Source organism: Persicobacter psychrovividus (genome assembly GCF_036492425.1).
Lineage (GTDB): Bacteria > Bacteroidota > Bacteroidia > Cytophagales > Cyclobacteriaceae > Persicobacter > Persicobacter psychrovividus.
The window spans coordinates 1,472,182-1,498,281 of the sequence record NZ_AP025292.1 but is presented as its reverse complement, the minus strand read 5'-3'; the positions used below and the strand labels follow the sequence as shown (position 1 = coordinate 1,498,281).

At 43.5% G+C, this 26,100-nt stretch carries 26 protein-coding genes and 1 riboswitch; of the genes, 10 read left to right on the top strand and 16 right to left on the bottom strand.

Going from position 1 to position 26,100, the window contains the following annotated elements:
- Positions 1-8: 8 nt before the first annotated feature.
- Together murI and AABK40_RS06560 are read right to left on the bottom strand one after the other, a co-directional pair.
- Positions 9-821 carry a glutamate racemase gene (gene murI, locus AABK40_RS06565; protein ID WP_332920623.1) on the bottom strand — a complete coding sequence of 271 codons (813 nt, stop codon included), beginning with the start codon at positions 819-821 and terminating at the stop codon, positions 9-11.
- A gap of 3 nt (positions 822-824) precedes the next feature.
- Positions 825-1,868, bottom strand: a complete 1,044-nt coding sequence (locus AABK40_RS06560; RefSeq protein WP_338397994.1) for a glycosyltransferase family 9 protein — start codon at positions 1,866-1,868, stop codon at positions 825-827.
- Positions 1,869-2,028: 160 nt separating this feature from the next.
- Between AABK40_RS06560 and AABK40_RS06555 the strand changes: the two genes are divergently transcribed.
- Positions 2,029-2,250, top strand: a complete 222-nt coding sequence (locus AABK40_RS06555) for a hypothetical protein (protein ID WP_332920621.1) — start codon at positions 2,029-2,031, stop codon at positions 2,248-2,250.
- Between the two features lie 225 nt (positions 2,251-2,475).
- On the opposite strand, the gene AABK40_RS06550 is transcribed toward AABK40_RS06555, so the two are convergent.
- A complete protein-coding gene (locus tag AABK40_RS06550; RefSeq protein WP_332920620.1) occupies positions 2,476-3,021 on the bottom strand; it encodes a hypothetical protein in 546 nt (181 codons plus the stop codon).
- A gap of 111 nt (positions 3,022-3,132) precedes the next feature.
- Here AABK40_RS06550 and AABK40_RS06545 point away from each other — a divergent pair, with 111 nt between their 5' ends.
- The 5 genes from AABK40_RS06545 to AABK40_RS06525 all read left to right on the top strand — a co-directional run bounded on the left by AABK40_RS06545 (position 3,133) and on the right by AABK40_RS06525 (position 7,296).
- Positions 3,133-3,744, top strand: a complete 612-nt coding sequence (locus AABK40_RS06545; RefSeq protein ID WP_338397993.1) for a fumarylacetoacetate hydrolase family protein — start codon at positions 3,133-3,135, stop codon at positions 3,742-3,744.
- Positions 3,745-3,863: 119 nt separating this feature from the next.
- Positions 3,864-4,475: a fumarylacetoacetate hydrolase family protein gene (locus AABK40_RS06540; RefSeq protein WP_338397992.1), complete on the top strand. Its 612-nt coding sequence runs from the start codon at positions 3,864-3,866 to the stop codon at positions 4,473-4,475.
- Between the two features lie 111 nt (positions 4,476-4,586).
- Positions 4,587-6,494: a M23 family metallopeptidase gene (locus tag AABK40_RS06535; protein WP_338397991.1), complete on the top strand. Its 1,908-nt coding sequence runs from the start codon at positions 4,587-4,589 to the stop codon at positions 6,492-6,494.
- 81 nt (positions 6,495-6,575) lie between these two features.
- On the top strand, positions 6,576-7,025 hold the full coding sequence (bcp, locus tag AABK40_RS06530; RefSeq protein WP_332920616.1) for a thioredoxin-dependent thiol peroxidase: 450 nt from the start codon (positions 6,576-6,578) through the stop codon (positions 7,023-7,025).
- Between the two features lie 82 nt (positions 7,026-7,107).
- Complete coding sequence (locus AABK40_RS06525; protein ID WP_332920615.1) at positions 7,108-7,296, top strand: hypothetical protein; 189 nt, start codon at positions 7,108-7,110, stop codon at positions 7,294-7,296.
- 180 nt (positions 7,297-7,476) lie between these two features.
- On the opposite strand, the gene ribB is transcribed toward AABK40_RS06525, so the two are convergent.
- The 3 genes from ribB to AABK40_RS06510 form a co-directional block, all read right to left on the bottom strand.
- The gene (gene ribB / locus AABK40_RS06520; protein WP_338397990.1) at positions 7,477-8,121 is read right to left on the bottom strand and encodes a 3,4-dihydroxy-2-butanone-4-phosphate synthase; all 645 of its coding nucleotides are present in this window, start codon (positions 8,119-8,121) and stop codon (positions 7,477-7,479) included.
- Between the two features lie 74 nt (positions 8,122-8,195).
- Positions 8,196-8,310, bottom strand: a riboswitch (FMN riboswitch).
- Between the two features lie 151 nt (positions 8,311-8,461).
- Positions 8,462-8,998 carry a carboxymuconolactone decarboxylase family protein gene (locus AABK40_RS06515; protein ID WP_338397989.1) on the bottom strand — a complete coding sequence of 179 codons (537 nt, stop codon included), beginning with the start codon at positions 8,996-8,998 and terminating at the stop codon, positions 8,462-8,464.
- Between the two features lie 165 nt (positions 8,999-9,163).
- Entirely contained in the window at positions 9,164-10,960 is a 1,797-nt protein-coding gene (locus AABK40_RS06510) for a mechanosensitive ion channel family protein (protein ID WP_338397988.1), read from the bottom strand.
- A gap of 101 nt (positions 10,961-11,061) precedes the next feature.
- Between AABK40_RS06510 and AABK40_RS06505 the strand changes: the two genes are divergently transcribed.
- Genes AABK40_RS06505 through AABK40_RS06495 form a run of 3 tightly spaced genes read left to right on the top strand, consistent with a single transcriptional unit; the run spans position 11,062 to position 13,605 of the window.
- On the top strand, positions 11,062-11,982 hold the full coding sequence (locus AABK40_RS06505) for a prenyltransferase (protein ID WP_338397987.1): 921 nt from the start codon (positions 11,062-11,064) through the stop codon (positions 11,980-11,982).
- Positions 11,983-12,020: 38 nt separating this feature from the next.
- A complete protein-coding gene (locus tag AABK40_RS06500) occupies positions 12,021-12,746 on the top strand; it encodes a hypothetical protein (RefSeq protein ID WP_338397986.1) in 726 nt (241 codons plus the stop codon).
- Between the two features lie 4 nt (positions 12,747-12,750).
- The gene (locus AABK40_RS06495) at positions 12,751-13,605 is read left to right on the top strand and encodes an SAM-dependent methyltransferase (RefSeq protein ID WP_338397985.1); all 855 of its coding nucleotides are present in this window, start codon (positions 12,751-12,753) and stop codon (positions 13,603-13,605) included.
- A gap of 174 nt (positions 13,606-13,779) precedes the next feature.
- Here AABK40_RS06495 and AABK40_RS06490 read toward each other — a convergent pair whose 3' ends face one another.
- From AABK40_RS06490 to AABK40_RS06450, 9 genes are all read right to left on the bottom strand, one after another.
- Positions 13,780-14,637 carry a hypothetical protein gene (locus AABK40_RS06490; protein ID WP_338397984.1) on the bottom strand — a complete coding sequence of 286 codons (858 nt, stop codon included), beginning with the start codon at positions 14,635-14,637 and terminating at the stop codon, positions 13,780-13,782.
- Between the two features lie 2 nt (positions 14,638-14,639).
- The gene (locus AABK40_RS06485; protein WP_332920607.1) at positions 14,640-15,035 is read right to left on the bottom strand and encodes an ExbD/TolR family protein; all 396 of its coding nucleotides are present in this window, start codon (positions 15,033-15,035) and stop codon (positions 14,640-14,642) included.
- Positions 15,036-15,076: 41 nt separating this feature from the next.
- Positions 15,077-15,778: a MotA/TolQ/ExbB proton channel family protein gene (locus tag AABK40_RS06480; protein ID WP_332920606.1), complete on the bottom strand. Its 702-nt coding sequence runs from the start codon at positions 15,776-15,778 to the stop codon at positions 15,077-15,079.
- 207 nt (positions 15,779-15,985) lie between these two features.
- Complete coding sequence (locus AABK40_RS06475) at positions 15,986-16,756, bottom strand: SPOR domain-containing protein (RefSeq protein ID WP_338397983.1); 771 nt, start codon at positions 16,754-16,756, stop codon at positions 15,986-15,988.
- A 144-nt stretch (positions 16,757-16,900) separates the two neighbouring features.
- On the bottom strand, positions 16,901-18,544 hold the full coding sequence (locus tag AABK40_RS06470) for a TonB-dependent receptor (RefSeq protein ID WP_338397982.1): 1,644 nt from the start codon (positions 18,542-18,544) through the stop codon (positions 16,901-16,903).
- A gap of 22 nt (positions 18,545-18,566) precedes the next feature.
- Entirely contained in the window at positions 18,567-21,659 is a 3,093-nt protein-coding gene (locus tag AABK40_RS06465) for a tetratricopeptide repeat protein (protein ID WP_338397981.1), read from the bottom strand.
- 45 nt (positions 21,660-21,704) lie between these two features.
- The gene (gene holA, locus AABK40_RS06460; RefSeq protein ID WP_338397980.1) at positions 21,705-22,727 is read right to left on the bottom strand and encodes a DNA polymerase III subunit delta; all 1,023 of its coding nucleotides are present in this window, start codon (positions 22,725-22,727) and stop codon (positions 21,705-21,707) included.
- Positions 22,728-22,974: 247 nt separating this feature from the next.
- Positions 22,975-24,009, bottom strand: a complete 1,035-nt coding sequence (locus AABK40_RS06455; protein ID WP_332920601.1) for an NADP(H)-dependent aldo-keto reductase — start codon at positions 24,007-24,009, stop codon at positions 22,975-22,977.
- Between the two features lie 71 nt (positions 24,010-24,080).
- Positions 24,081-25,079: an endonuclease/exonuclease/phosphatase family protein gene (locus AABK40_RS06450; protein WP_338397979.1), complete on the bottom strand. Its 999-nt coding sequence runs from the start codon at positions 25,077-25,079 to the stop codon at positions 24,081-24,083.
- A gap of 95 nt (positions 25,080-25,174) precedes the next feature.
- On the opposite strand from AABK40_RS06450, the gene gldC reads away from it, so the two are divergent.
- Positions 25,175-25,522 carry a gliding motility protein GldC gene (gene gldC, locus AABK40_RS06445; RefSeq protein WP_332920599.1) on the top strand — a complete coding sequence of 116 codons (348 nt, stop codon included), beginning with the start codon at positions 25,175-25,177 and terminating at the stop codon, positions 25,520-25,522.
- 156 nt (positions 25,523-25,678) lie between these two features.
- On the opposite strand, the gene AABK40_RS06440 is transcribed toward gldC, so the two are convergent.
- On the bottom strand, positions 25,679-26,047 hold the full coding sequence (locus tag AABK40_RS06440; RefSeq protein ID WP_338397978.1) for a hypothetical protein: 369 nt from the start codon (positions 26,045-26,047) through the stop codon (positions 25,679-25,681).
- Positions 26,048-26,100 lie beyond the last annotated feature (53 nt).

The following is a 26,100-nucleotide window of genomic DNA, read 5'->3' as shown; positions in this document are numbered from 1 at the left end:
AACAGCGATTAATCCCAAAGCGGGTATTTTTGTAATTTCACACTTTCCCCAAAAAACAGGGATGAACTTGCTTCAAAAGACTTGGTGTAATCAGAAACAAGAAAAGTATTGCTGTTGGCCGCTTTATGCTGACGCAACAGGTTCGCCTCTGCAAGTTTTTGCTTCACCGTATCGGCTACAATGTAGGAAGAATCAATCACCTCGACCTCATTTTTGTAAAAGTGCGCCACTTCCTTTTTTATCAGTGGATAATGAGTACAACCCAAAATAATGGCGCGAATGTCTTGCAGCGTTTCATCAGCAAGATATTTGTCAATTACTGACTGACTGATGTTATTGTTGTAAAAACCTTCCTCAATCATCGAGGCCAACAACGGAGTCGCTAAAGACTGTAATTTAATCCCTTTGTTTTTGGCATCAATACGCTTTAAATACACATTGGAATTCACCGTCTGCCGCGTTCCAATCAGTCCCACTGCCTGTTCAGGAAAGTGTTCTGCCACATGATCAACCACAGGATCAATCACATTGAGCACAATAGCCTTGGAACCCACATACTCCTTCACCAAATCATAGGCCGCCGCTGATGCCGAATTACAGGCAATCAGAATCATCTTGCACGACATGCTGAGCAAGACGTTGCAAATCTTGATGGCATAGGCCTGCAAAGCAGCCGTAGATTTATCCCCATAAGGCAAATGTGCAATATCCCCAAAATACACCAAGCGCTCCTGAGGCAACGTTTCATGAATGGCTTTCGCCACCGTTAGCCCGCCAATACCTGAATCAAATATGCCAATAGGCTGATTTTTCACCTCCATGTTCTACCGATTTTTTTGCTGAAATGCCACTGCCTCCGTATAGGCGTCTACGAGGGTATCCATATTTATTTTATGGCCACAGTCAAAATGCTTTTTAGGACAATTCCGATGTCCATGAATGCCACAAGGACGGCAAGCAAGCGGCTTTCTGACCTCCACCACCTTGCTGAATTCTGCCAGGGGCCCATAGCCGAAAGCAGGAACCGTGGAGCAATAAATCGCGACGGTTGGTGCATTCACCGCAGATGCCAAATGCATAGGAGCGGAATCGTTCACATAATTAAGCTGTGATTTTGACATCAGAGCAGCGGAATCAAGCAAGTTCAATTCTCCTGCCAAATTCAGCGCATTTTTTCGCTTAGTCTGATCTATAATTTGCTGACAAACAGCCTTATCTGCTGGCGCTCCCAAAATATAAATTTTCAGCGATTCAGGCAATGCATCGATCAGTGACACCCACCGACTTGCAGGAAATTGCTTGGTAAACCATACGCTTGTAGGAGCCATACATACAAAAGGCTCAGCAGTGTAGGTGGCCACTTTCTGAAAATTTTCCGCGGTTGGGTACAATTTGGGTCGCACGGCCTGAGGGTCCGTAAAGTCGGCAATCAAGGCTTGATTACGCCCCACTTCATGAAGGATATTTTCGTCGCCTACTTCAGAAAAAACATGGTCTTTTTTACTGCTGAAAGCCCATGACATCGGATTTTTCTTATAGCCAATCGTTTCTTTGGCTCCAGATGCCGCACAGATAAAACCAGAAGAAAAGAACCGCTGAAGGTTGATCACCTTGTCATATCGCTCCTTTCTCACCTCACCAATCAGGCGCTTCATCTCTTTGAACTTCCCGCCTTTTTTATCAAAAACATACACCTTACCAAGGTAAGGGTGACCTTTCAAAAGTCCTTCATTGCCCTTTCTCAGTAAAAAGTCTATGGTCGCTTCGGGAAAAGCAGCATGTATTTTTTCGATCACCGCGGTTGCCAGGATAACATCGCCAATGAACGCAGTTTGCATCACTAAAAATTTCTGTAATTTCTGACTCATAGCCACAAATATAAATCAATTTTGTTGATCTATGGCACTGAAATCCACAGATGATATTTGAAAACCTTTCTGCACAAAAAAATATTTATATTCCTATACATCATATTCACTGAACTACAGATTCATTCAACCTTATTTTTCATCACAAAATTAATGATCCATGGAAAATTTACCTGAATTTGAGCGAAAGTATGCCGATTACCTTTCAGAAGAAGATTTAAAAAAAATTGAAGCCCTGGAAAAGGAAAGTGGAAAAACACTGCTCGCCTATTACACGCCACCAAAACCCGCGGAAATTGATCCCGAAACCCTGAAAAAAATCCAGGCATTGGAAAAAAAGTTGTGTGTTCGCCTGGTGGCTTATGATTACCACAAAGGCTAATTCAAATCAATTACCTGCCCGTTTATTTTAATCATCAAAAACTTATCATTTAACAACTTATAAAAGTTGAACCTAAATTTTTAATGGTCTTGCTTTATCAACATTGATCTGCTTCTTTATAAAAAATGAGGAGCCCACAACGATGATTTAAGCAGCAAAAATTCGGGCAAAAAAAAGGGGGAAAACCACCATGGCCTTCTCCCTTTTTATATATTTTGAAAATGATTAATCGTCGTCACCTTCGTGAACGAAAGAATACATTTTGTCATCCAATTCCACTGAACCTTCTTTGTAAGCATCCACGAACTCAGAGATCACCTCATTGTCAATACTACTCAAATTCAAAGCAACATCCATAAAGATTTCAGTGTCCAGATCAGCATTGTAATCAAGCTCTACATGCTCTTTTACCTTCACTGTTCCTTCTGCTTCAGCTTCCATCATCACTTCTGCCAAAACCTCTTCCACTTCTTCCAATTGCTCAGGCTTCAAATCCCACTCCTCAGAGTTGCGTGGCAATTTTGGAAAACGCTTCAAAACTTCTTTCTCAGCCACTTCATACAATTCTCCTGCATGCTCCAAGCGTAAAGTAGACATCATCACATCAAAGATGACTTCCTCTCCTTCATGCTCTCCAACGAATCTGAAATTGACCATTTCTTCATTGTTGTCGCCTTCATCAATTACCTGATGATTCAAACCTGAAGCAGCCAAATCTGCTTTCAATGCCTCTACCGCTTTAGGGTCTAGATTTTTAAGTACTTTGCTCATAATGATTAAAATTTCTGACTTCAAAGAACGGTATTTATTCTCATTAAAAACTATTTTTGAGGAAATATTTACGCACAGGCGGCAAGCCTGTCAATAATCTGATATATTGTTATGAAAATTATTTGTATAGGTAAAAACTATGTGACCAACGTGGCAGAAAAAGAAGCCCTTCGCCAGGCCGACCCTGTTATTTTCACAAAGCCAGAATCTGCGCTCCTTCGCGAGGTAGATCCATTTTACATTCCTGACTGGAGCGACAATGTATTTTATGAAGCAGAGATTCTTGTAAAAATCAATCATAACGGCAAAAATATCAAGCCTGAATTTGCCCACAAATATTATGATGAGGTTGGCCTTGGTTTTGATTTCACCGCCAAAGACATGCTCAACAAGCTTCGGGAGAAAAAATCGCCATGGGATCTTGCCAAAGGATTCAACGGTGCAGCGCCAGTTTGCCCAAAGTTCATTAATAAAGAGGAATTGAATTTGGAAAAACTACAATTCTCGATGAATGTTAACGGCGAAGAAAAACAAAATTCTGATACTTCATTCATGATCTGGAGCATTGATGAAATTGTGGCTTATGTTTCCCAATTTTTCATGTTGAAAAAAGGTGACATCATCTTTACAGGCACACCTGCTGGTGCAGGGAAAATGGAGATTGGTGACGTTTTGGAAGGTTTTATTGAAGGGAAAAAGATGCTGACGGTAAACGTTAAATAATCCTTTGAAACGCTGAAGGCTTCGGCTTTAGCGGAATTAAATGGTTGGTTGGATGTCATAACATTTGACTGACCATTTTTTTTTAGCATCTTAATGCATCAACCATAAAACCAACAAGAATGAAAATTATTTGTATCGGCAGAAACTACGCCGACCATATAGAAGAGCTCCACAACGAACGCCCCGAAAGCCCGATTATTTTTTCAAAACCCCCTTCGGCAATCCTTCCTGAGGGCAACGTATTTGAAATTCCCGAATGGACTAACAATGTGCACCACGAAATCGAGATTGTGGTAAAAATCAACCAAAGGGCGAAAAATTTAAGTCCTGAAGAAGCTGAACACATTTTCGAGGAATACACCCTCGGCATTGATTTTACGGCAAGAGATTTACAGTCGAAACTGAAAGCCAAAGGGTTACCGTGGGAAACCGCAAAAGGCTTTGATGGCTCTGCCCCACTGGGAAGTTTATTCCTCAGCAAGAAAGAAGTACCACTCACAGACCTCAATTTTTCACTGAACAAAAATGGTCAGCCGCAGCAGGTGGGCAACACCAAAATGATGATCTGGAAAATCAACGAACTGATTGCACACATCAGCAAATTTTTCACCCTCGAAGAAGGCGACCTGATTTTTACAGGAACACCTGCAGGCGTGAGTCAGGTGACCGAAGGCGATATTTTAGATGCATTTATTGAAGATCAGCAGATATTGAGGCTCCAAGTCAAATAAAAATTAATTTATTGATAATAATTGAATGACTATCCTGTAAAATTCGTTTGAATTGGGGTAGTCATTTTTTTTATTGCACTGATATTAACTCCATCCCATTTATTCGTTTTCATGCCACATAAATTTAGAACAGCTTTTGCCATTCTTATCGGCTGCCTTTGGTCATTGCAAGCCATCGCTCAAGTAAAATACGTCCCTAATTATTACCGTTTCCCCATAGAGGGCAAGCAGCATTATCTTGCAGGTACCATGGGCGAATTGCGTTCAGGGCATTTTCATGCAGGCATTGATATCAAGACTGGTGGGGTGACCGGAAAGCCCGTACATGCTGCCGCGGATGGGTATGTGTCCAGAATTAAGGTATCGAAATATGGCTACGGATGGGCACTTTACATCGCTCACCCCAACGGCTCCACCACCGTTTATGGGCACCTTTCAAAATACAATGAAGCCATAGCTGCTGCGGTACTGAAGGCACAATATGAGCAAAAATCTTACAGTGTGGAACTCTTCCCTGCCAAAGATGAATTTCCTGTAAAACAGGGAGAGATTGTTGCATATTCTGGGAATTCGGGAGGCTCCGGCGGGCCACACCTCCACTTCGAGATTCGCGACAAAAACCAAATCCCTGTGAATCCGCTCACTTTTCACTTTGATCAAATAAAGGACAATGTTGCTCCAACGGCTACCCGCATAGCCCTTCGACCAATGGATATCGACAGCCGGGTAAACAAAGAATTTCAGTGGAAAGACTGGCCACTGAAATACAATTTGGGAACGTACTATATCGATGCACCCGTGAATGCCTATGGCAGAATTGGTATCGAAGTTTTGGCCTTCGACCGCCTGAATGGTGCCAACAATAAAAACGGCGTTTGTAGTTTCTCAATGAGCATTAACGATTCCCTGATTTACCACCACAATATCGACCGTGTTTCTTTTGCTGAATCGCGGCAGATTATGGTGTACACCAACTACGAAATCGCCAAAAAACGCCGACAAAAATTTGCCAAACTTTACGTCGATCAGGGCAATGAACTCAAGTTTCAACAACAGGAATTCGGCGATGGCACTTTCTGGGTGGAGCCCGACAGTACTTACCATGTGGTTATTACGATGGGCGACGCCTATGAAAATCACCGGAAAATTGCCTTCGATATCAAGGGAAAAGTACTGACAGACAATAAAATTGATAAAACCGTGAAGCCCAAACAACCTTATGGCTTTAAGGTGAACGGTAACAACCTACTGTACTGGGAGAAAAAATCGGAAGAAGACAGCCTCAATAAAGCCGTCATTCATATGGCCTATGCAAAGGCGATCGAAAGTCCGGATTACTCAAAAAACGATGTCAATTACTATCTCTGGGATCTGTATAGCGGAATCCCTGATTCGATCAGTTTTCATGACCGAAATGTGCATCTACCCTTTGAGATTGAGGTTCCGGCGGGTGCCAAATTCAATTATTTTCACGATCGCTTTGACCTGAAGTTCAAAAGCAACACTCTTTTTCAGGATTTGTACCTGCATACCTCTTATGAAAAACACGGAAAGCAGGAGATTTTCACCATTGGGAAGAATACCATTCCATTGAAATCATCCTACACTGTTACCCTCAAAGCGGATGGGGAATATGACCATGAAAAAACTGCTGTATTCACAAAATCAGGGAAATATTATGGCTATGTGGGCGGCAAATGGTCTGAAGGAAATAAAATCACTTTCAGCACCCGAAGCTTTGGGCACTTTACCATTAAAAAGGACACTATCCCCCCAAAGATCAATCCTATTCAGCTGAAAAATAATAAATTAAAATTTAGAATATCGGATAATCTTTCAGGCATAAAAAGCTTTAATGCTTATGTGAATGGGCAGTGGATTTTACTGCATTACGATTATAAAACACGCCTGTTGGTTTCTGAGCGATTGGATAAAACCAAGCCACTCAAAGGGGAGTTCAAGGTTGAAATTGAAGACTTTTTAGGAAATGTGGGGATCTACAAAACTACTTTAAGGTAAGGGCTGATTTGTTTTCAATTCCGTCTTTGAACTGTTATATTGCCAATCACATTCAATAGAACAGAAAATAAAACCCGTCCTATGAGCTTAAATATTGGAGAACAGGCCCCTGCCTTTGAAGGCAAAGACCAAAATGGGAACCTGATTAAATTAGAAGATTTTAAAGGAAAAAAAGTGGTCCTTTATTTTTACCCGAAGGATAATACCCCTGGCTGTACAGCACAGGCTTGTAACCTTCGTGATAATTATGAGGCACTTCAACAGCAGGGTTATCAGGTGATTGGCGTTTCTACAGATGGCGAAACTTCACACCAAAAATTCATTGCCAAACACGAGCTTCCTTTTCCTTTGATTGCCGATGAGGATAAAAAAGTGCACGAACTTTATGGCACCTGGGCTGAAAAGAAAAATTATGGCCGTACCTATATGGGAACAGTGCGTACTACCTTTATTATTGATGAAGAAGGTAAATTAGAGGAAATTATTGAAAAGGTAAAAACGAAAGAGCATACCGCTCAAATCCTTAAATAATTCCTACGCTACGATTCTTTTTCGACTCAAATTCTTTATGCAAGTAAAATATCTCAAAATATTTCGTCTATATCTTAATGGCATGCCTGTTCAAAAAATCGCTGAACATTTCGACCTTCACTGGAAGGGGATTCGGCAGATTATCGGTAAAGTTTATAAAGAAATAGAATGTACTGAAGATGACTCAAGGAAATTGGTGGATCAGCGATTTGTTCATTATGTCAATAAGACGATCTCTGAACTGAACACCTTGCAGTCCGATGAAGAATAATTCAGATTATCCAGAATTGAAGAGAAGTCCTTTGGGGCTTCTTTTTTTTTTGCCCGGCCTCCTGCCCTATTATTTGAAGTAGTCAAACGCACAGCAATGGCAAAAGGCAATACGATTACATTATGTTAAATTACTAAGACCTAAAAAAAGACTGTCCATCGTTTGAACAGTCTTTTAGGATTAATTTTTTTCTTGCAATTTCCGATACTGAAAGATGTCTTCAATGGAAAGTACAGGCATATCATGAACTTCAGAAAAGGCGATGATCTCTGGCAATTTGGCCATTGTGCCATCCTCGAGGGTTACCTCAGCCAAAACCGCACTGTCGCCAAGCCCTGCAAGTTTCACCAAATCAATACTTCCTTCGGTATGCCCGCGACGGCCAAACACGCCATCAGGGTGTGCTCTCAAAGGAAAAACATGACCTGGCCGCGCCAAGTCTTCTGGCTGAGCATTTTTCGCTACCGCCGTTTGGATTGTCGTTACCCGATCTTTGGCAGAAACCCCGGTGGTTACCCCTTCTTTTGCCTCGATGGTAACGGTAAAAGCCGTCTGGTTTTTACTGTTATTGTCAAGGACCATAGGTGGCAGTTGCAATTGCTCACATCGCTCATGCGTAAGGCATAAACATACAATTCCACTGGTTTCCCTGATCATCAGGGCCATGTCTTTTGGTGTGATACTTTGCGCCGGGAAGATGATATCACCTTCATTTTCGCGGTCAAAATCATCCATCACCAATACTCCTCTACCCGCCTTTAAAGCGGCGATTGCCTCGTTTATCCGAGCCTCAAAATTACGATCAAATTCTTTGATGGTTTTCATTCTTTGTGTTTATGAATATAAAAACTCATCAGGGCATAATTTCCCCTATCAGTCCGCAGACCATTAGGGATCTATTTTTTCTTCTTTCATCCGGACTATGACCGTCGGTTATGGAATTTAACCATATCAGGCTTTAGCCTCGTGGACTCTACCACCGGTGGGGAATTTCGCCCCGCCCTGAAGAAAATCATGTGAAGCTAACGAATAATTATTAGTCCAAAAAAAATGAAGGGATTGAAAATGCCCTCCCGTTGAATTTTTGCACTTTTCGCTTCACAAAGTCCCTAAAAACAAAAAGCACCCGGTTAAAGGTGCTTTAAATTATTGTTTTTTCAATGTATTAATCCATAGGATCTGCAGCAGGGAAGTCCACTTTAAACTGTGCGAGGTTATGCATCAGGTTAGTGATTGTTCTGTCACCAATCAACATCACCACATCTACAAGGTTTTCTTCGGTAAAGCCTGCCTCAAAAAATTTATCTTTTGAAGCTTCCGAAACACTACCACGATTATCTACCGCTTCTTTTGTGAATTGCGCCAATACGTTCAGCTTCTCATCGTAAGAAGCTTCCCCATTACGGGCTTCAATAACCTGCTCTCCAGAGAAGCCATTGTTTTTTGCAATCATCGTATGCGCTCCCAAACAATACTGGCAACCATTCAACTGACTGGTGGCCAAGTTTACAATTTCTTGTTCTTTAATGCTCAGGCTGCTTTTGCGTCCACTCAAAGCCAAATAATCTTTCAGAGCCGTTTTACTGTGCGCCATGTAGGCATAAATATTAGGTACAAAACCTAAAGCACCTTTAAGGTTCGTGAATGATTTTTGGTTTTCTTCAGAAACTTGTTCTTTCGATGGGACTGTGAAATTTGCCATAATAGTGTTTTGGTTTTTTTGTTACAATTCAAAATTTATAACAGCAATAAACCGAAAGCTTCCCACTCAATCTCATCTATTTTCACCTTGAAAGTATCGATTTTACCGATTCACGGTCTATTTGTCATCTGCATGACCGCCATTCTGCAGCAAGAATGAGCCTTATTATTGATCATTATCAGGGTCGGTGTTTCCTTTGGCAGTGTCATAATTTAACTGATCAACGATCACAGGAGATGCCCCTGCGTGCTGCGACTGAAAATGAGGGGATAGGATCTCCACTCCTGCCTCATTGAATTTGTCGAGAATATTCTGGTTCAGCAAGGCTTCAATTTTTGGCAATTTATTCGGGAAATTGGTATAGCACTTGACACTGTACTCAATATAAAAGTCATGAAGTTTTGGGGTCAACACAAAAGGTGTTGGGTTTTGCAACACGCCTTCCGTAGCTTGCGCCGCGCTGATCATCAAGTCCCGCACTTTCCGCCAGGGCACATCATAGCCAATGGATATTTCCGTATGGACAATCAGTTTGTATCGCTTATTGGACACCGACAGGTTGATCGAGTTATTGGCCAATATAGAAGAATTGGGAATGGTAACGATCTTGTTTTCATTGGTTCGAAGGCGAATCACAAACATCGACCGCTCGATAAGCTCACCTCGAACGCCAGATACCTCCACCCAGTCACCGATAGTAAAAGGACGCATATAAGTGATGACAATCCCTGCAATGGAATTGGTGATGGCAGAACTTGACCCGATGGAAATCAAAACCCCAATAAAAACCGAAACCCCTTTGAAGGCCTCCGACTGCGCCCCAGGAAGGTAAGGAAAGATCAATACCAGCATAAAAGAGTAAAGCAAAAATTTGATGATTTTCATCGTCGGTTTTGCCCATTCGGGGAAAAAGCCCTGAATTTTTATCTTCCCCTGTTTGATTTCATTGGCGACGGCATCGAGTGCTCGAATAAGGTACTGAATGGCCAAAAAGATAATAACAATAAAAAACAGGTTGGGTAGATAATCGAAAATAGCAAAGAAAATAGACTTCACAGGGTTCCATACAAAACCAAAAAGTTTATTCGCTACACCCCTAAGTGGTGGGAATACACTGAAAACCAGTGGCAGGTAAAGATAAACGGTAATCACCAGCACCAGATAATAGAGGACCTGTATCAGCTTTAGGGCGAAGAAAAGTTGCTGATCTGCATCAAGGAAATCCACCCCCTTGAGCTTAATGGTTTTGAAGAGTTTTAATTTACGCTGAATCACCCACAGGCGAATTATTTTCCCCAGTCGCTTGATCAGTTTGATGATAATATAAAGAAGGATTAATAGACCAATGGCCATGGCAATAGACATTACGTTCCGCTCCGATACATTTTTATCAATCGCCGTATTGATCGCTCCCCTGTACTTTTTTGCCAGTCCTGCCCTTGTAGTATCAGCCATCAGCGCATCAAAATTATCGACCGTCATCAGCACGGTATCCCGATAATAGATGTCCGTAAATTCAATCTTATTCCTTATCTTCAAGGAATCCTCAAAATAGATATAATGATTGACGATATACTGAATATTGTTTTCTATCAGGCGTTTTTTTACCTGCATTTCTGCCCTGTTGGCAGTATCAAAGAGGGAAAATATGGTATCACCACTGAAAGGGATCACGGGAATCAGAATTTTATCCTTTGCTTTTTTCTCCTCAATTCGAGCTTTCTGCACAGCATTGATCGAAGAGGAAGGCGCCTCGGTTCCCTTACCTGAAATATAATGATAATCGCGCAAGGCTTCCTGTAGCTGAACCCTGTTCAAAGAATCCTGAATAATCAGTTGCTCAATGCGCTGAGCAACACGTACAGATAAAGAATCCGTGTTGGTCATTGATTTGGCTTGTTGGGGGAACACAAGCCCCAGGAACAAACACAGCGTAACGTATAAAAACGTTCTTGTAATCATAAGTAGAAAGTATGGTAATGGAATCTGAAGGCGGAAAACCGCTGATGCATTCAACTTACACCAATTAAAAATATAATGAAAATATTTATAAAATATTCGATTTGAGTTTAATCAATAAATGGGCCAAAGCCCTAAAAATTAACAGCTGGCCTAAAATTCTGACCCCATTTTTTATGGGGCAGTTTATGGGTGCTCATCACAGTGGAACCTTGCGCCTTGCACCCTTACTTTGGGGCAGTGTGTTTGCCATTTGTGGCGTAATTTTCATTGTGATGGTCAATGACCTTGGCGATGTAGCGGTGGACACCATCAAAAGAAAAAAGTTTCCCGACGGTTGCTCCCCAAAAACAATTCCTGATAATATTTTGCCTGCCCGCCATCTTAAAATTGTGGCCGTTCTCTGTATGCTGATCGGTTTTCCTGCCGCCTATTTTGCAGGCAGATCCATCGCCTTGGGACAGGAGGCATTCTTCCTCGGCATTGCCTGTTGCCTGATATTTATCGCCTACACCCTTCCCCCCATCAAGCTGAATTATCGTGGTGGTGGCGAGTTGCTCGAAATGATTGGGGTCGGACTGATCTTACCCCTGTTCGCAGCCTTTTTGCAGGCGGGGGAATTATGGGTTGAAAGTGCCTATGTATTGATTCCTGCCTCCACCTTGCTAGCGCTGAGCAGTGCGCTGGCAAGTGGCCTTTCAGACGAAGAGACCGATCGACTGGGTCGGAAAAATACATTTACCACCATTCTGGGCAACCATAAAGTTCGTCAGGGGATTATGATTTCCTATTGGGCGGCTACGGCTTATATATTGGTGAGCTGGCTGATGCCCTTTCACCTTCCGAATGTTGTGCATGAGCTTGTATTGCTGAACTTGATTTACTTTGGCATTCAGATGCAAAAAAAATCCCACTATGCCACCACAAATGCCTTTGCGGCGATCGGCGTATATAAATCCAAACTTCATTCAGGCATTTGGCTGAGTATGCTTGGCGGCAGTGCCTTACTATTATTTTTCATTTAAAAGCCTGTAATTCTGTTGCTAATTTGTAAATTATCACCATGACGAAGCATGAACCACTTTTCCTTGCCATAGATGAATTTATCGAATCAAAATCAATCGCTTTTAAGTCCCTGAACCCTGCCCAAGACAAAGCCCACTCTTTTCAGCTGCTGGGGCGAAAACTTCAGGAGGATTACCCCAACTACCCATATACGGCAACTTTGGCAGGCTTATGCCTTGACATTATTAAAGCCCAAATCAGGCACTATCCGCAAAATGTATTTTACGATATGGATTTTATGGTGCACGAATGTGTTCGCATGAGTCTTCAACAGGAAAATGGCCATGCCTTCCTGCTGATGTTATCTGAGCGATTACAGGCGCTGATGGCCACTTTTGGCAAGGAAACAAAAATCTCTTTCCAATATGTTCATGATTTCTCCTATGGCTTTGACTGGGCAAAGTGGGTGGGCAAATCTCCTGAGCACCGTAAGAATATTGGTGCTTTTGATCCTCTCTTTTTAGATTATCTGCAAGGCCGAGGCAAGGAAATGCTCGCACTGATTGAGGTGAACGATGAAAAATATGCGCCACTGAAATCCGGAGAAAAGTATAGAAACCCCTTTTCATTTGCCCGCACTCCTGCGGAGGAAACCACCCTGATGCGTTCGCTCTTTGCACAAAACCTGATTCCTCTCCCGCTCTGGGACTGGGATGGCGTAGCGGTATGGGATAAGGATTATCAGGCCGAACGGAAAATAATTGCGGAGCGATTGCAAAAATAAAGTCATGAAAGATCACGAAATCAAAGCCATTCATGAAGCCTACGATCAGACGGAATGGATCTACCGACTCGTGTGGAGGCTCGGAAAATCCTATGCCATGAATTACGGCTATTGGGAAACGGACACCAAAAATATCGAGGAAGCCATCTTGAACCTGCGACTGCGGTTGGCTACGACCTCAAAAGTCGATGGAAATGCCCATATCTTGGATGCTGGCTGTGGCTATGGTGGCACGGCAGTATGGCTCGCCAAACGCTATGGCTGCAAGGTTACCGGCATTACCCTTTCCGACCGACAGCTCAGCATTGCCAACGATCTTGCCCATTCTCAAAAAGTACAGCATCTGGTCAACTTCGTCAAGGCAGATTATCATCAACTTCCTTTCAGTGCCGAAAGCTTTACCCATTACTGGGCACTGGAAAGTGTTTTCCATTGTCAGGATCTTCCGATGTTACTCTCTGAAATTGCACGGGTACTTCAGCCTCTTGGCCGACTGATGATCTGTGATTACTGGCAGAGCGAACATGTGAACCACCACCCGATGCTGGAGCGCTGGTTTAAGGGCTACCACATTAAACGACTTGCGGATTATCAGGTGTTCCGCACCAATCTGACCGATCTGAATTTTTCCGTGGCTCCATTTGAAGATTACACCAATGCAGCCTTTAAATCTTCCCAACGGCTGTATTTGCTTGGAAAAATCGGCAAGCTAAGTCTGCCCCTTCATGCCATTTTCCCGAAAAAATTCAGGATCACCAAAACGCGCGTAGAGAGTGTCATTGCTCAGCATGAAGCCCTGGTGGAAGGGCTGTGGAAATACGGTGTCCTGACTGCTCAAAAGAACGAAGTCCCCGACTGATATCTACTCTCAAAACAAATATCGCTTCATCTCTAAGTGAATTAACCTGCGGATAAAATATCAGCAATAATGCAGCGCACACCATTAAGTTTCTCCACCTATAAACATAAAAAAAACCGCCTGACGACGGTTTTCAATTTCCTGTATGCTTTGGAGCGTGTTTAAAATATGCTCTTAATTGGCATTGATAATGAAGGTAATCCTTCCCGTAGTGAATGGCGTAGGTCGTAGGTTATCTGCCGTCCGGCTGAAGGTCAACTGCTCCACCGCCTTACGGTATTTCGTTTCAATTTCGGGGCGCACCGTGGACTCAATCCGTCGTACTTCCTGAATTTCACCATCCTCATCAATTCGAATCTGATAAACAATTTTACCGCTTTCATTGGAAGTATCCTGAGGTCGTGGAGCGCCATCCCAAGCCCAGCCTTTCATGTCCAGGCTGGCTCCCTTGGCGCCAAAACTCCCCTGATATATGCCGCGCTCATCAATCTTGCCTTCTTCCTTCCCCTGATTCCCTGCACCAGATTCGTCGGTTCCAGAGGACGGTTGCGGCGCCGTTTGCGTTTGCTCTTCCGCAGCCTTCTGTTTTGATGGAAACTCATGAATCGGTTTCACCTCCTCTTTCGGTTCCTCCTTCGGCTTCACCACTTTTTCCTTCTTCTCCTCCTCTTTATAAGAAGGCTCTTCCTGCGTTTCGATCACTTCTGGCGTAATGGTTTCTTCCGTAGGTGTCGATTCTTCTGGTGTTACTTCTTCCACCTCCTCAGGCTGTTCTTCAGGCTGAGGAATAGGCTTCGGGGTGATTTTTGTTGGTGGAGTTTCTACGGGTGTAGCCGCTTTTATTGGCTTCACGGGCTCACCGCTCCCCCTTTCGCTTGTCCCCAAACTCAGCTCCAAACCATAAACGGGCAAGGGTGGATCTGGAGCGTGCCAAACCATGATGAAGAACAAAGAAACCGTCAGGGCGATCGCCAGCACTGCCGTAATGGCCATACTGAGGTATTCCCGTTGTTTTTGCTTTTGGTCTTCCATAATTATTTTGTTTCTGGCGTAGCCGCAATAGATACTTTCGCCTTCAGCTTGGCGGCAATACCCGCAACATAAACCAAGTGTTCGGTGGGCACCGTTTTATCCACATGCAATACCACCACGCCTTCTTTTCCTTTGAGTTCAGCAGCGAGTGTCGACTCTACCATTGCCCGATCCACCTTTTTGTCATTCACAAAATATTGTAAATCCTTGGTGATGGTAATGCTGAGTTTCTGCATGACAATTTCAGCCTTTTTGCTGGAAGGCAAATTCACTGGAAGCCCCGAAGGGGTAATAAAATTGGACGTCAGCATGAAAAAGATCAGCAACAAAAAGATGATGTCCGTCATGGAGGACATACTGAAAGCCGAACTGATTTTATTTTTTGATTGTAAACCCATCTTTCGTTCTATAAATGATTAATGATACGTCGAGGGGCGTATTACAATTTATTTTGTGGTTCCTGAAGCAAGTCAATGAAATCAATGGTATTGTACTCCATCGCCTGGATCAGCTTTTGAACTTTAGCCACCAGGAAGTTGTAACCCAGATAGGCGATCAGGCCGACAAGCAAACCGAAAGCAGTCGTAATCATCGCTTCATAAATCCCTGAAGAAAGCAATTTTGGGCTTACAGAGCCTTGTTCCTGAGCAATGGCAATAAAAGCCGAGATCATCCCTGTAACTGTTCCAAGGAAGCCCATCATAGGTGCGGCACCAGAAATAGTGGCCAACACACTCAGGTTTTTCTCGAGGCGGTAAATTTGAATTTTACCCACATTTTCGATTGAAGCCTCAATATTTTTCATGGAATTCCCAATTCTTGAAATTCCCTTTTCGATCATTTTTGCCACAGGAGAATCATTCTCACGGCACACTGCTTTGGCCTGCTCAATTTCCCCACTCATCACCAACGTACGGATCGTTTCATTGAAATCTTTAGGCAATTTCGAGGCACTGATCAACGTCATATAGCGCTCAATGATGATATAAATGGCCCCCACCAGCAATAAGGCCAAAGGGATCATCATCCATCCGCCCTTGAGGACTAAATCCAGGAGGCTGATTGAATCTGCATGTGCAGCGACATCTGCGGCAATCGGTTCTGTTGTTGTAGATATTTGTTGAAAAAGCAATGATAACATAATGGCTTCTGACTTTTATTGCGAAACAGTAATAAGGCGCACCAACCCTCCTGATATTCAATAGATTATAAAATAAGTCGGTTTATTGATGCATTTGAAAGCGAAATATAAAAGAAAATCTCTTCTTTGCGTCGGTCAGGGCATAAAAAAAGAGCCTTGACAACCGAAATTATCAAGGCTCTACTGCTATTTTTTCAGTAATTCAGTTTAGAATTTCTTCACCCAAACATCTTCACCGTAAGTTCCGCTGTAATCCGCTTTAGAGGCGGTCGCTTCTTCTTCAGAAGTAAATTTACCCAAAGCCACACGATGGTAAATCATGCCATTTGGCTTACGTGGTGAGTTGAAAAGGTAAACGGTATTTCCTTCCGCTTCGAGTTGTTTGGCAAAGTCCATCGCCAAATCGCTGTCCACAAAACTTTTCACCACCACGTGGAAGTTCCCCGTCAATGAAGTCAATCTTACGATCCCTGACTCCTCAGCTACAGGTGTTTCAACAACCTCCACTGGTTCTGGCGCTACTTCCTCTACAGGCTCAGAAGCAGTTTCAGCAACCTGCGTATCCTGCAATGCTTCCTGCACTACCTGGTTGGCTTCTGCGGAATTGGTATCATCAGGGCCCATAGCCTTGAAAATGAACGTCCCAACCCCTACCAACAATAAAATCACTACACCGATCCAAATCCATGTATTTCTATTGCTATCCTCTTCTTCCTCTTCAACATTGAAGTCCGAAGAAAAAGAATCTTTAGCTTCTTCCTGGTTGTTGGTTTCTTCCTGTTCAAAAGCACCTGCAGCACTTACCTCTTCAAAAGCATTGGTTTCATTGAAAAAAGTATTTTCTGAAGGTTCTTCTGTAGAAGCATTTTGCGCTGAAGAAGTATTGGAATCGAAGTCAAAATTTGGAAGACCGAAGTTATCACCGTCTAATTCTTCTTTATTTTGATCGTCGTTATTTAAATCGTTAATACTTGCCATTAGTATGAAGGCGTTGAAGTGAATAAATGGTTAATGGTTTCAATTAATATGTTAATAAAGCAAAAATCACTAAATATTCCACACAATTTTGTTCATTTATGATGGAATACCGTCAGATTAAAGTTTGATTAATCCAATTACTGATTAGAAAGTTACTGAGGCTCCGACCATTAATTGGAATCCCCTTACTGGATAATATTGAAAACGCTCGTATTTTTGCGCCAGTAGATTATCAATCTTGGCAAATGCACCAAAGCGTTCATTAAGCTGATAATCTGCCCGAACACCCAAATCAACGATCGTTTTCAGGTTCGTAACTTCGTTGGTGGTCGGCGCAAGCGCTTTCAAACCGCCAAGAATATGAAGTTGTGTGCTGAAAGACAGTTTATCGTCGTAGCGGTATTTACCCCAGAAATTCCAGTCTAATGTTGGCAGATGAAAAGCCGCCTCAAGTGTACTGGTGCTATAATTATTGTATCTGAAATCGGTACCTGCAGCAATTTGATTTAACTCGTATGCCAAGTGTGCCGCTACATGAAAAACGGTGGTTTTGCCGCTGTCATAGGCGGTTAAGAATTGTGCCTGATCCATCGGGTTGTTCACCACCGTCATCAGGTTGTTAATTTGCTTCACCCCTAAACTGGCGCTGTAATTCAAATAATGCGAAAACTTACCCTTTCCACCAATAGAGAAATCAAAAGGTGTGGCGGCATTCTGCAAGGAAAATTCTGGTGCCATCCAAGGATTGTACCGCACCACATTGTAAAGGCTGTTAAATTGCATATCCCCTTTCAGGCTGGCAAATAAGCCAAAATATTCACTCATCTTATACGTTCCGGAAAAATAAGGGAACACCATAAAGTTGTCCAGGTTTTCGGTGGAATCATTCTGATAAGCGAAATTCAATCCAAGGCTCAAATCAAACTGATCGAAAACCAGTCGCACATTTGGAATGATTTGCAAGCCCAGACGCCCCTCACTGGCAAGGCTGTCCTGGCGGTTGGCGTAATCCATTTTGAGCATTACCCCAGGCTGCCAAATTTCACCCGTGCGGTAAGCAAAATCACCATCGAGCTTAACCAAATGTTCTGACGCATTGAAACGATCTCCTGTGAAATGATAATCCATTCCACCTTTGAATGCCAAGGGCGCTGACTGATCCGTACCCTCCACTTTCGTTTCAAAATTGATGAAATTGAAATGTTGCTTCAGCTGCGCATCATTCACCTCTGTACCTGCGGGGTAACCATAAAATTTATTGGCCCACCGCTCATAGCCCAACTTCGTATTGATGGTCGCCTTTTTGGTGTAATAGTTCAGCAAACCTGCAATTTCATTCTCGCTGCTGCTTGAGTTATTCCCATCCACAGGTCCTTGCAAAGCGGAAAAATGCTTAAGATAAACACCTGCATCCATATTTTTTTTACGAATCGTATTGGCATACCCTTGCGCATAGGTGTTCAGGTAATTACCCACACCAAGCTCAAAATAACCATTTTTTGAATGGGGTAATTTCTCACTTTTAAGTCCTGTAACTCGGATCGTCGGTTCGAGGGGATCCAGTGAAGCCTTGAATTCCACGGGTGAATAATTCAGCATAATCGGCTGATTTTTCCCTTGTGGGACGGGGGCAATTTTTTCGAAGGATCTTTCTTCAGACTGAACCGTATTGGTTCTGTTTTTTTCAATGACAATTCTCGCATCGTTCAGGCCACTGTCATCCTGTGCCTGCACCGTTGCCGCACCAAAAAGCAGTGCGCTTGCCAAAAGTACAATATGATTTTTCATGATTAATTTTTGGTCAATGAGGTTAATGAATGGTTGAATCCGCAGGCTGATCATTCGCATCGGAGACATTCAAACTATCGGGCTGATCAATTTTCACCGCTGTGGTATCTTTTGCCGCCACCTGTTTGGAAAGTGCTTCCTCCACCTGCGTCAGGCGGTCCTCTGCCTGATGAATCAGGGTTTTGTCCGAAGCATTTTTAATGATCGAATTCAAGGTTGCTTTTGCCTGGAAGAGCTCGTCCATCGCCACATAGTTGTCAACCATCAGCAAATAAGATTTCCCGACCCATTTTGGATAAATCCCGAATTGCTGGGAAAGATCGTAAAGGGTTTCCACGGATTGCTTGTACTCCTTTTTCTGATAGAAAAGGTCCGCAAGAATGTACTGCGCTTCGGCACCATTCTCATCTTTGGCACTGTTCATCAAGGCGACAAACTGATCCATCGCCGCATCATTATCCCCTTTGGCCAGCAACGATTTACCGATAAACAAATTCGCTGTATTGCCTGCATTAACATTCACCGCCGCTTTTTCCTTGATCGCATGGGCAAAATAAATGGCAGAGTCATAAGATTGCTTATCGTAATAAGCTTTCATCAATCCCGACCACGCATTGTAACGCTCCTTCTTTTTGGTGCTTCGCTCGGCAAGCAATCTGCCATAAGCAATCGACTGGTCATAGTCGCCAAGTTCCTGCGTAAGCGATGCAAGGCGCAACAATGATTTATTGATAAAATTATTCTTCCCTTCTCTCACCACCTGCTTATAGGCCGTCATGGCTTCAGAAACCTTATTGGTGCGGTAATTAATCTCACCGATCAAATAGCGGGCTTCCGCCACCGACGGGTGTTTAGGATAACTGTTCACAAACTTCTGAAGGTCCGCCATGGCCGCCTCATATTTCTGGGCATAGTAAAGACTCTTTGCCGCCTCAAGTTCCACATTGGTCAGGTTGCCATCAGGGTTACGCTCCTTATATTCCGCAAGGTATTTGTTGAACTGCTCAGGTTTCCCTGCTGAAGCAAGACTCTCCTGCAGGGCCATCAAAGCTTCGTGCGCCACAGGATCCTGCGGGTAATTATTCAGAATCGTGATATAGGATTTTGCCGCATGGTCATACTTTTGAAGATTGTATTCTGCGCCAGCTTTTTTCAAAATGGCCAAAGGCACATACGGACTCTGCGGCATATTTGCCACCAACACATCAAAAGCACTGATGGCTTTCTGGTATTGAGAGGCCTCCATATAAAGTTGCCCCTTCTGCAGGCAGGCTTTTGCATAATAAGTGGATCGGGGCACCATATTGATCAGGTGGTCGTAGTCGGCAGCAGCCGTTTTTACCTGACCAGAGATCTGCGCCACTACCCCTTTCTGAAACCATGCGTGATCCTGATTTTCAAGTCCCTGATCAATCGCCAACTGATACGTTCTGGTAGCCTCCTGATAAGATTTGGTCACGTAATAACAATCTCCGAGGCGCAACAGGGCGTCATTGTAGAACATTTTATCCGCTGACCGCTTGAGGCTGTTGGTGTAATCCTTGAAGTGAGGGATCGCTTTTTTATACTGTTTGGAATTGAAGTAAGCATAACCAATTCCATAATTCGCTTTGGTGTACAGCTGGCTGTTAGGTGCCGCAAGCACAAACACACGGGCGTAGGCATTAATGGCATCCCCCCAGTTTTTTTCCAGCGATTTGGCTTCCCCAATCCAGTAAATCGCTTGATTTTCAAACTCAGGATCCAGCGGGTAGCGCAACGATCGGTTGAAAAATTCTACTGCCTGATCGGGCTCATTGTTATTGAACAACTCTACCCCACGCTTGTAAGCGAGCTCCTGATAAGCCTGACGAACTTTCACAGACTTGTTTGGGATCTGATCAAAGTAGGTTAACGCCTGCTCATAATTTCGGGTGTTCAGGTAAGCATCACCGATCAAATCAGTGGCCTGATGCACATAACGGGAGCGAGGATAAGTGGCAACAAATTCCTGCAACGCCTCCACGGCAACGTTCAATCGGCCCAATTTATAATTCAGGTAAGCATACTGAAAATCACTTTCCTCTTTCACCGCAGGTTCCACTTCCGCCTGCCGAACCTGATCAAAGGCCGTCAGTGCATAAGCTTCATTGCCTTGCGTCAAATACAATTGCCCTAAATAATAGGAAGCCAACACTGCGGAATCATCATCGGTAGCAGCCACCTTCTTGAAAGTGTTGATGGCCTTCTCTGTTTCGCCAAGCTTATAATAGGTAAAGGCCACACGGTAGAGCACGTCAGCAGAAGGAGTGGAACGGTTCCCTTTCAGGTATTCATCAAAATTCACCCCTGCGTCCTGATAGTTGCCGAGCTGAAAGTAAGCTGCCCCAGTAAGCAAAATCAGTTCCCGACGATTCGACAGGCTCCTGACGTTTTTATGTTCAGCCACATACGCCACCAATTCCTCATAGCGCATTTGCTTATAATATATGTTGGCGACCATATATGGCACCTGAGCTTTAAACTGCGGATCGTTGGCCGCAAGTTTCAGGTCCATTACCGCCTGATCGTAATCTTCTTCCTGATAGGCAATAACCCCTGCGTAATAAGCCGATCGGTACTGATATTCCCCTGCCTTGCGTTTCAGGTTGGAGAATATCGGATAGGCCAGCTCGAATTTCTCTTCCGAAAAATTAGCATAAGCAAGGTGAAAATTATAAGCTACAGCTTGCTCTTCACTCAGCTGATAGCTATCTACCTTTTGGTAGTACTCAAGGGATTTGGCATATTTCCGCTTGCGGAAATAATAGTCCCCCACATCGTTAAGGGCCAAATTATGCTTGGGATGAGCGGGATAGTTGGCAATAAAATCCTCGTACAGTTTCAGGGCATCGGCATCGTTACAGCGCATGGCGGTATATGCCTGCCCATAGGCTGCTTCTTCAGCAAAAGGCTGATCAGTATTTTTTAGGTATTTTTCGTAAGAAAGCCGAGCAGCCACATAATCTCCCCTGTCCAGTAATTTCTGGGCGAAGGTAAAATCATGCTGGTCTGTATTCTGCCCGATGGTTGTTTGGGCATGAACCGCCTCGGTAGCACCAAAAAGCATGGTGGCTAAAAGCAATTTTTTAACCATAGTAAAGCGTATTTTTCGGTTAAATAGTAGTCCGTAGAAATAAATTTAATGAAGGATGTTGTAGACCAATTCCGTAAGAATTGCCCGTTCATCCTTTTGTCCAGCATCCACCCCTTTGGATTGGAGGTCTGCCTGATGTAAGGTGTGAATACAGCTCATCAGCTGCCGTATAGGGTACTGATGCAGTGCCTGCTTGTATTCCCGCACCACGAAGGGCGGTAATTTCAGCACCCGTGCAAGGCCTGCTTCCGACTGGTCTTTTTGCCTTGAAGCGATGAGCAACTTGGAGAAAAAACCAAACAGAATTGCGATGATCGGAATCAGCGGATGATCCTTGGGGTTGGCAGCAAAATACTGTGCAATTTTATTGGCCTTCAAAACATTTCTGGAAGCGAGTGCCTTCTGAAATTCAAAGACATTATACTCTTTGGAGATCCCCACATATTGCTCAATAAGGTCTGGGGTGATTTCAAAAGGGCCGTTGAAATTGGTCCTGATTTTATCGATCTCGTTGGTGAGGCGATCCAGATCATTCCCAATATGTTCGGTGAGCAAAAAGCTGGATTCATCATTAATGGAGCACTTCAGCGTCCGAACATAATTCTTCACCCACGCTGGAAGCTGATTATCATACATTTTTTTGGCCTCAACAATGATCCCGTGGGCATCCATTGCCTTGTACAGGGCCAATCGTTTATCAAGATTTTTTCCTTTGAAATTGAACACCAGGATGGTGGTCGGCACTACCTGCTTCAGATAATGGATCAGCGGCTCTACCGCTTCCTTATTATTAAGGCCCGCCAACGACTGCGCCTCTTTCACAATCACCACCTGCCGTTCGGCCATCATCGGGAAGCGCCGTGCCTGCGAAAGTAAATCTTTGATTGTTATATCCTTACCATACAAAATCACCTGATTAAATGAGCGTTCATGCTCCTGAAGGGCATTATTCTCAATAAAATCAGAGATCTGATCTATAAAATAGGGTTCATCGCCCTGCAGAAAATAAACAGGGGCGTATTGATTTTTCCGAAGCTCTTTGAGCACATCTTCGGGCTTATGTGGCATATATATCAGCTAAAAATATCTAAACAATCGGTCGGCAGGCTATCTACCGCATTACACAAATTTAGCCGAATGCGCCACAAAAGGAAAATTATCCCATGAAATTGATGCGAAGATCAGCATAAAGTCCGCCCTTTTTTGCCACAATGAAAAATGAAGGATCCCCGCCTGAAAAATACCATGGAAAAGGCATAAAAAAATCCCGTGATTCCAAAAAATCACGGGATAGATTTTAATATCACCACGCGCATCAAGGCGCTGGATTTGGGTACATCTTATGCACTTCGTTGATTTGCTGCATCATCTCCTCCGTAATTTCCACATTCACAGAATCGATGTTTTCCTTCAGCTGTTCCATGGTCGTGGCTCCAATAATATTGGCCGTCATGAACGGTCGGGTGGTAACGAACGCCAAAGACATCTGTGCAAGCGAAACGCCAAAATCATCAGCGATCTTAGCATAAGCCTTCACGGCATTGGTTGCGTTTTCATTGGAGTATCGGTCATAATGCGGAAACAAAGTCAGTCGGGCATTATCGGGCTGCTTGCCCCCAAGGTACTTTCCTGAAAGCACACCAAAGCCCATTGGAGAATAAGCCAACAACCCTGCTTTTTCCCGCAAGGCAATTTCAGCATTGCCAATTTCAAATGTCCTGTTCAGCAGGTTATAAGGGTTTTGAATGGAACGCACCCGTGGGAGATCCTTCTTTTCAGCTTCCATGAGGTATTTCATAAAACCATAGGGTGTTTCATTTGAAATGCCGATATGTCGGATTTTCCCTTCGTAAATCAGCTCCTGAAGGCTATCGAGAATCACGGCAAACTGCGTATTTTCATCCTCCTCATGGGTATAGCCCAACTGACCAAAAAAGTTGGTATTTCTGTCGGGCCAGTGTAATTGATATAAATCCAGGTAATCTGTTTGTAAACGCTGAAGGCTCCCTTCTACCGCCTCCCGAATCTGTGTTCTGGAGAAGTCGGGACCGCCACGAAACCACGTCATGTTGGGGTTTGGGCCCGCCACTTTGGAAGCCAGAATAATTTGATCTCGCTTGCCTGTTTTTTTGAGCCATGTACCAATAATTCTTTCCGTAGACCCCTGAGTGGAAGCCTTTGGCGGTACAGAGTACAGCTCGGCGGTATCAAAAAAATTCACGCCCTGTTCAAGGGCATAATCCATTTGCTGATGCCCCTCTTTTTCGGAGTTCTGCTCCCCGAAGGTCATGGTTCCCAAACAGATTTTTGATACTTCGATATCGGTATCTCCTAAGTTTGAATATATCATTTGTCTAAGTTAGTTTAGTTTTGAACACGCTAATTAAATTAAAGGCTTTGTTTTGTCCAAGAATCCCGAGGCTATTGAACGACAATCTCACAAAATACAGGAAAATGATCACTATATCCCCCCACATAACGATTACCGATATAGGTTCGATTTGGATAATCAGCATATTGATGAGCATCAGGCCCCTGCCGTAACCATGATGGCGCAAATAGCTTGAGCTTGCTGTGGGTAAAGTCAATTTTTGTCCCTGCCTCCTCCGACTTTCCATACAAAATCTGATCAAATTGCAGCCACTCGCCCCGATAATAAGTACTTCCCCTTTGGTTGGTGGGAAGGTCTTTGGCCAGATTCACCAACACATCTGTATCACACAACACCGCCTTAACCGACTGATCCTGTGGATTATCATTAAAATCGCCCATCACCAAAATGGCCCCTTTTTCTTTCCTGCTTTGATAAATCGCCTCGCGCAGCTGTTTCGCCACCTGCATCCGCTTGGCCGCCGAACGTTTTACACCACCCCGTCTGGAAGGAAAATGACAAATATAAAGCGATAGCGGCGCATCATGTAATTGTCCTTTCACCTCAAGAAATCCACGGTATGGGTGCCCATTGACCCGTATATGATGCTGGCGAATTTTTCCCACCTTAAAAACAGAAGGATCATACAGCAGTGCCATATCGATTCCTCGCAGGTCACGGCTTTCGCGATGAGCATACTGATAATGCCCTCCCGCCTGATTCAAGTGCTTCACCAACTCCTTCACCACCTGTTCATTTTCTACTTCACACAGGCCCAGCAACTGTACTTTCATTGCGGAAATCACTTTGGTGAGTTGTTCATTTTTTTCTTGCCAACGGCGGTTTGTCCAATGTTTGGAGCCTTCAGGCGTGAATTCGTCATCCTTTGTTTGTGGGTCGTCGGTGGTATCAAACAGGTTCTCCACATTATAAAAACCAAGCCGAACCGTTTGTGCACCTGCTAAATCTTCAGGTTCTTTCTCCTGATTAGAAGCTGTGCCACAAGACATTAAAAGGCATATCGAAAAAAGCAATAAGCGATAGCGCATAGAGGATTTTATTTAACAAAAAAAACCAATAATATTGCTAATAGAAATCAAATTGAAGGGTGAATGTTCACCTTTCCCCTTTATTATAAAACAACATGAAAAAATCAACCATTACATTGGACGTCAATTTGGACGAACAAAATATTCCTGAAACCATTGAGTGGAACGCTACCGACGGGCCATTCGACAAAGCACAGCAAACCCATGCTTTCAGCCTTTCAATCTGGGACAAAAAAGAACTGAATTCCCTGAGAATTGATTTGTGGGATAAAGAAATGCCGATGGATCAGATGAAGAGATTCTGTATTGATACCCTCGGTGGCATGGCGCAAACGGTACTGAATTCTACAGGAGATGAAAAGATGGCAGAGGACATTAAAGAATTGGCCGACAAACTTATGCGTCGCCATATTGAAGAAATGGAAAATGGCAAGAAGGATTAATCCTTCTGCATCATATACGATCAAGACCTGTTGAACCACGCGCAGCACCTTTGCTGTTGCGTTATTGCCGAGATTCTTATAGGCAACTCCTCTGATCAAGTCATTCAGGCCTGCCCTTTGTATCAATTACAATCGGCAGGCTTTTTTCATCCCCACTCATTCAGGCTTCACGTTTAAAATCAAACTACCTGAAGGATATGGCCAACACACGCCATCGGCATTCGGCCCCTTAGGGAAAATAAATTTTTCGGCACCATGCCCCCACTCAGCACAAGGGCCAAACACGACATTGGGTTGGGTAATTTGCCAAACCCGCTGATTAAGCCATAATATACGGTCACCTTCAGGATCAGGAAAAAACAGCTCCGCTTCCTCCTCGGCCATTCCCGACGGCATTTCCTCCCTCAATAATTCAGTTACCGCCTTTTGCTCCAGATACCACCGCAAATCTTCCCTAAGAAACTGATCTTGTCCTTGCGCTGCAAAAGCCAAACTACACCAAACCATCACCAAAATATGCTTCATTCCTTGATAACCTTGCAAAGCCACCAAAGTTCCAAAAATTGTGATTTACTGCG

Coding starts and splice junctions, on each gene's coding strand:
- murI (WP_332920623.1), bottom strand. CDS start 821: ATGGAGGTGAAAAATCAGCCTATTGGCATATTTGATTCAGGTATTGGC.
- AABK40_RS06560 (WP_338397994.1), bottom strand. CDS start 1,868: ATGAGTCAGAAATTACAGAAATTTTTAGTGATGCAAACTGCGTTCATT.
- AABK40_RS06555 (WP_332920621.1), top strand. CDS start 2,029: ATGGAAAATTTACCTGAATTTGAGCGAAAGTATGCCGATTACCTTTCA.
- AABK40_RS06550 (WP_332920620.1), bottom strand. CDS start 3,021: ATGAGCAAAGTACTTAAAAATCTAGACCCTAAAGCGGTAGAGGCATTG.
- AABK40_RS06545 (WP_338397993.1), top strand. CDS start 3,133: ATGAAAATTATTTGTATAGGTAAAAACTATGTGACCAACGTGGCAGAA.
- AABK40_RS06540 (WP_338397992.1), top strand. CDS start 3,864: ATGAAAATTATTTGTATCGGCAGAAACTACGCCGACCATATAGAAGAG.
- AABK40_RS06535 (WP_338397991.1), top strand. CDS start 4,587: ATGCCACATAAATTTAGAACAGCTTTTGCCATTCTTATCGGCTGCCTT.
- bcp (WP_332920616.1), top strand. CDS start 6,576: ATGAGCTTAAATATTGGAGAACAGGCCCCTGCCTTTGAAGGCAAAGAC.
- AABK40_RS06525 (WP_332920615.1), top strand. CDS start 7,108: ATGCCTGTTCAAAAAATCGCTGAACATTTCGACCTTCACTGGAAGGGG.
- ribB (WP_338397990.1), bottom strand. CDS start 8,121: ATGAAAACCATCAAAGAATTTGATCGTAATTTTGAGGCTCGGATAAAC.
- AABK40_RS06515 (WP_338397989.1), bottom strand. CDS start 8,998: ATGGCAAATTTCACAGTCCCATCGAAAGAACAAGTTTCTGAAGAAAAC.
- AABK40_RS06510 (WP_338397988.1), bottom strand. CDS start 10,960: ATGATTACAAGAACGTTTTTATACGTTACGCTGTGTTTGTTCCTGGGG.
- AABK40_RS06500 (WP_338397986.1), top strand. CDS start 12,021: ATGACGAAGCATGAACCACTTTTCCTTGCCATAGATGAATTTATCGAA.
- AABK40_RS06495 (WP_338397985.1), top strand. CDS start 12,751: ATGAAAGATCACGAAATCAAAGCCATTCATGAAGCCTACGATCAGACG.
- AABK40_RS06490 (WP_338397984.1), bottom strand. CDS start 14,637: ATGGAAGACCAAAAGCAAAAACAACGGGAATACCTCAGTATGGCCATT.
- AABK40_RS06485 (WP_332920607.1), bottom strand. CDS start 15,035: ATGGGTTTACAATCAAAAAATAAAATCAGTTCGGCTTTCAGTATGTCC.
- AABK40_RS06480 (WP_332920606.1), bottom strand. CDS start 15,778: ATGTTATCATTGCTTTTTCAACAAATATCTACAACAACAGAACCGATT.
- AABK40_RS06475 (WP_338397983.1), bottom strand. CDS start 16,756: ATGGCAAGTATTAACGATTTAAATAACGACGATCAAAATAAAGAAGAA.
- AABK40_RS06470 (WP_338397982.1), bottom strand. CDS start 18,544: ATGAAAAATCATATTGTACTTTTGGCAAGCGCACTGCTTTTTGGTGCG.
- AABK40_RS06465 (WP_338397981.1), bottom strand. CDS start 21,659: ATGGTTAAAAAATTGCTTTTAGCCACCATGCTTTTTGGTGCTACCGAG.
- holA (WP_338397980.1), bottom strand. CDS start 22,727: ATGCCACATAAGCCCGAAGATGTGCTCAAAGAGCTTCGGAAAAATCAA.
- AABK40_RS06455 (WP_332920601.1), bottom strand. CDS start 24,009: ATGATATATTCAAACTTAGGAGATACCGATATCGAAGTATCAAAAATC.
- AABK40_RS06450 (WP_338397979.1), bottom strand. CDS start 25,079: ATGCGCTATCGCTTATTGCTTTTTTCGATATGCCTTTTAATGTCTTGT.
- gldC (WP_332920599.1), top strand. CDS start 25,175: ATGAAAAAATCAACCATTACATTGGACGTCAATTTGGACGAACAAAAT.
- AABK40_RS06440 (WP_338397978.1), bottom strand. CDS start 26,047: ATGAAGCATATTTTGGTGATGGTTTGGTGTAGTTTGGCTTTTGCAGCG.